The sequence below is a fragment of the Protofrankia sp. Cr1 genome (assembly GCF_963555865.1).
Lineage (GTDB): Bacteria > Actinomycetota > Actinomycetes > Frankiales > Frankiaceae > Protofrankia.
This window is the reverse complement of the sequence record NZ_CAUVXO010000043.1, coordinates 21,189-24,995: the sequence shown is the minus strand read 5'-3', so window position 1 is coordinate 24,995 and position 3,807 is coordinate 21,189. Positions and strand designations below refer to the sequence as shown.

Below are 3,807 nucleotides of genomic sequence, written 5' to 3'. Positions count from 1 at the left end.
TACAACCCGACCTGGAGAGTGGTTGCCCGTAACGCCAGCGGCTCCGGACCTGCGAGTGAATCGTCTATTGAGGACGACTGCCGTGCCGAGGCCGAAAAACCCTGAAGATACCGGTCCGGAACCCCCGTCAGCCGGGGAATCGCACCCCCGGCAGGCCGCGTGGGGTCAGGGCCGGGGTGGGGTGGCGCCGCGGATGCAGCGGTAGTCGGACCAGGCGTAGGAGCTGACGGCGAGCACGGCGCCGACCCGGAAGCAGTAGCCCCGCGCGGGGTCGAGATCAGGAATCTCGGTGACGGCCGCGCCAACGGGCAACGGCTGCACCGGTACCTGACGTGAGTCCGCCGGAGCCGCCGTCTGCACTACCAGATTGGCGGGCCGCGACCCGTTTCGCCATCTCAGTGTGACGACTGTGCCCATGTCGGTGACATCTGGAGTGCTCGGACGGGCAGCCTGAAGATCCTCAGAGGGAGCAGGCGCTGGCGTGGACGCCAGCGTGGGGGATGCAGCCCCCGCCGAGGCCGACGGAGACGGCGTCGGGTTGGACCGCTGCGGGGCACGAATGGCCATCACTACAAGTAACACAATGATCGCGATGGTGGCCGCCCCGGTCATCAGCAGAATCCGCCGCCGCTTCGACGCACGGGTCTCGTCCGACGGCTCTGCGGCAGGCTTCGGAGGTGCCGGGCGGCGCGGCCGGGAGCGGGTTGTCTCACCGGCCGCAGCCAGGGGTGCCGCGTCATCAGGTGTAGCGGTGGCATCCGCTGGCGGGCCGACCTGCCCTCGGACATCATCCGGCGAAACAATGTCTTCAGGCGTTACGACGTCCTCAGGTGTGCCGACCGGTTCCGGTGGTATCCGCGGGACGGTGTGGCCGAGGCGGCCATACAGCTGGCGGAGGTCGGCGGCGAAGGCGTCGGCGGTGGGCGGGCGCTGCGCCGGGTCGCGCGCGAGCGCCGTCCGCAGCAGGTTCTCCACGGATTCGGGCACGTCACCGCGGGGCAGCGCGGGAACGTCCTGGGTCAGTGCCCGTAGCACGATACTGGCAGGGTTGTCGCCCCGGCGGTAACCGAACGGCGGCGACCCCGCCAACATGGTGAACAAGGTAGCGCCCAGCGCGTAGACGTCGGTTGCGACCGACGGTTCCTCCCCCTGCAGAATTTCCGGGGCGGTATAGGACGGCGTGAAGGCCTCCTGGCTCGTTGAGCCTTCCATACCCGTCAGGCTGGCGATACCGAAATCGCTGAGGACCGGTTCATCGGTGCCACTGAGCAGAATGTTGCCGGGTTTGACATCCCGGTGGATGATTCCGGCACCGTGCGCGGCGTGCATTGCCCCGGCGATTTTCGCGCCGATGAGAAGGGTTTCGTGTACCGGTATCGGCCCGGCCTGCTGGAGCCGGTCGGAAACCGAGCCGCGGGCCAGATACTGCATGGCGATGAACGGACGCCGCTCCCGGGTCGAGCCGGTCTGAAAAATCGTGATGATGTGCGGATGGCCGGTGAGGCGCCCGGTTGCCCGGCATTCTCTGGTGAACCGTCGTTCCGCGGCGGAGTCCCGAAGATCGGCATTGATCACCTTTATGGCGACAGTGCGGTCCAGACCGACCTGATAGGCGGAGTAGACGGTACTGAACCCGCCCTGCGCGATCGCCGTGAAAGACTCGTAACCGGGAATCATCGATGTCTCCCGCCTCGGACGACCCGGCTGGGCGCGAGCCGTCCCATCATCCGCCGCTGTGCCGGCACGGCCCGCCGCAGCCGGGTGCGCAGGTATTTCTCGTGGAACCATGCCGCGTCCGCCTCGACGGTGGTGCTTCCATCCGCGGCGAAGAGAGCCGTGGTGGCAAGGTTCGCGAGCGTCAGCAGCGACGCCCGGCCGCTGTCCCCGATCGCGGCTGGCGCGAGCCTGACCGTCTCGACCGGGGTCGACGCGGCCGGGATGGCTATGCCTGCGCCCGCCAGCACGTCGACCGTGCTGTGCCAGGCGCCGACCACCCGCTCCCGGGAGGTGCGCGCCGACCGTCGCCGCCGGCGGCGCGCCACCGGAGCCCCCACGGCGACCGCCAGGTAGCCGACGACAACAACGATCACGACACCGCCGAAGGCCAGTCCCGCATACGCCGACAACGGAGTGTGATGATCAGGTGGCGGGGCCGGTGGTAGTGACGTCGGATGCTGCACGGGCACGGCCGCCGCGGCACCGACCCGCTGCTCCCGGTCGGTGGACTCCCCCTGCGCCGACGACGCGACCTTGCCACCGCTGCTCTGCCCCTGCTTGGGCGTCGGGTAGAACGCCAGCCAGCCCACACCCGCGAAGTCGATCTCCGGCCAGACCAGCACGTCGCCGGTGTGCACGTCCACGGTGTCGGTAGCCGTGCTCGCCGGCCCACCGGGCAGGGTGAACCCGACCACGACCCGGCTGGGCAGGCCCAGTGTCCGGGCGGCCACCGCGAACACCGTCGCGAACTGCTCGGACGTGCCGGTCCCGCTGTTCTTGGTCAGGAAGTAGCTCAGGTGTCCGTAGGTGTGGCCGGCGGGCGCGGTCCGGTCGTAGGTGAAGTTGGTGCGCAGGTACTGCTCCAGCGCGTATGCCTGCTGGAACGGGGTACCCGCCCCGGTGGACGCCTCCCGGGCCGCGTCCCGCACCAGCTCGGGCAGGCCCGGCGGCAGGTAACGGGCCGCGTCGGCGTCGGCTCCGGTGGCCGGCCGCAGGGAGGCGAGCACCGCCTGGTCCGGGATGGCCTGCGGCGCCGACGTCACCGTGTACCGGCGGCCGGGATGCAGCGGGACGGTACTGAGCAGGGCGCCGCTGCCGACATCGACAGCCAGACCCGTCCCGTCGAGCCGGACCGGACGGTCCATGGCCGGCAGCAGGACGCCGTCCAGACCGTCGATTTCCACGTCCTGTCGTATCTCTCCGGTACGCGCCGGCTCCCCGGACACCGCCGGAATCCGGCGTCCGGCCGGGGAGAAACGGGCCGAGGACGTCCAGGACTGGCCGTTGAAACGGTCGAGTACAGCCAGCTGGATGTTCGCCGACGCCGACGCCGACACGGGCGGTGACGGTGACGGTGACGGTGACGGTGACGTACGCACGGTGAACAGCCGCCGGCCCGGACTGCCGAGCCAGGCCGCGACCTCATCCAATGGACTGACCGTGGCCCTCGGGTACAGCGACACCGCGCGTTCGGCACGCACGTCGTAGGGGCCGCGGCCGTGCACCGGCGGCAGGCGGGGACCGACGAGTGCGGCGGCCGCGGCGACGAGCACCGCCACCGACAGCCCGATCACCGCCCGACCCGGAAACGATCCCGACGCCGGCGCTGATCCTGGCCTGGCGCGGCTGCCACCGCGACTGCCAGCGCGACTGCCAGCGGTTGTCGACGGCCGCGCTTCGGCGTGGCGGTACAACGCGAGCAGTCCGGCGGCCACCACCAGACCGGCCGCGACGGGGAGGTTCGAGCCCGGTCCGGGCACGGTCAGTGTCACTCCGACCGCGAAGACCACGACCGCCGGGACGATCGGCAGCAGCGTCGTCCGCGTCCTGGCCACCAGTTCCGCACCGGCACCGGCCGCCAGCCACGTCAGCGCTTGGGGCACCACCAGCAGATCCGGGGAGTTCGGCGCCGGCAGCGTCACCTCCAGCAGCCGGGCCCAGCCGTTGAGCAGTCCGTCGCCGACGGCGGGCAGCACAGCGGGCACGTCCGGCGAACCGTGCCGGAACAGGGTCAACGCCACCACGGCCAGCCACAGCCCGGCCCATGCCAGCACGGACAGCAGTAACGGCACCCGGCGACGGCGGGCCACA

Annotated in this window: 2 protein-coding genes; both read right to left on the bottom strand. The window is 70.7% G+C overall.

What is annotated here, in order from left to right; genetic code table 11:
• Positions 1–165: 165 nt before the first annotated feature.
• Complete coding sequence (locus U9980_RS06530; protein WP_322767111.1) at positions 166–1,677, bottom strand: serine/threonine-protein kinase; 1,512 nt, start codon at positions 1,675–1,677, stop codon at positions 166–168.
• Positions 1,674–3,807: transglutaminaseTgpA domain-containing protein (locus tag U9980_RS06525; RefSeq protein WP_322767110.1), on the bottom strand; the 2,134-nt coding region annotated here is incomplete at its 5' end. The genes U9980_RS06530 and U9980_RS06525, both read right to left, overlap by 4 nt.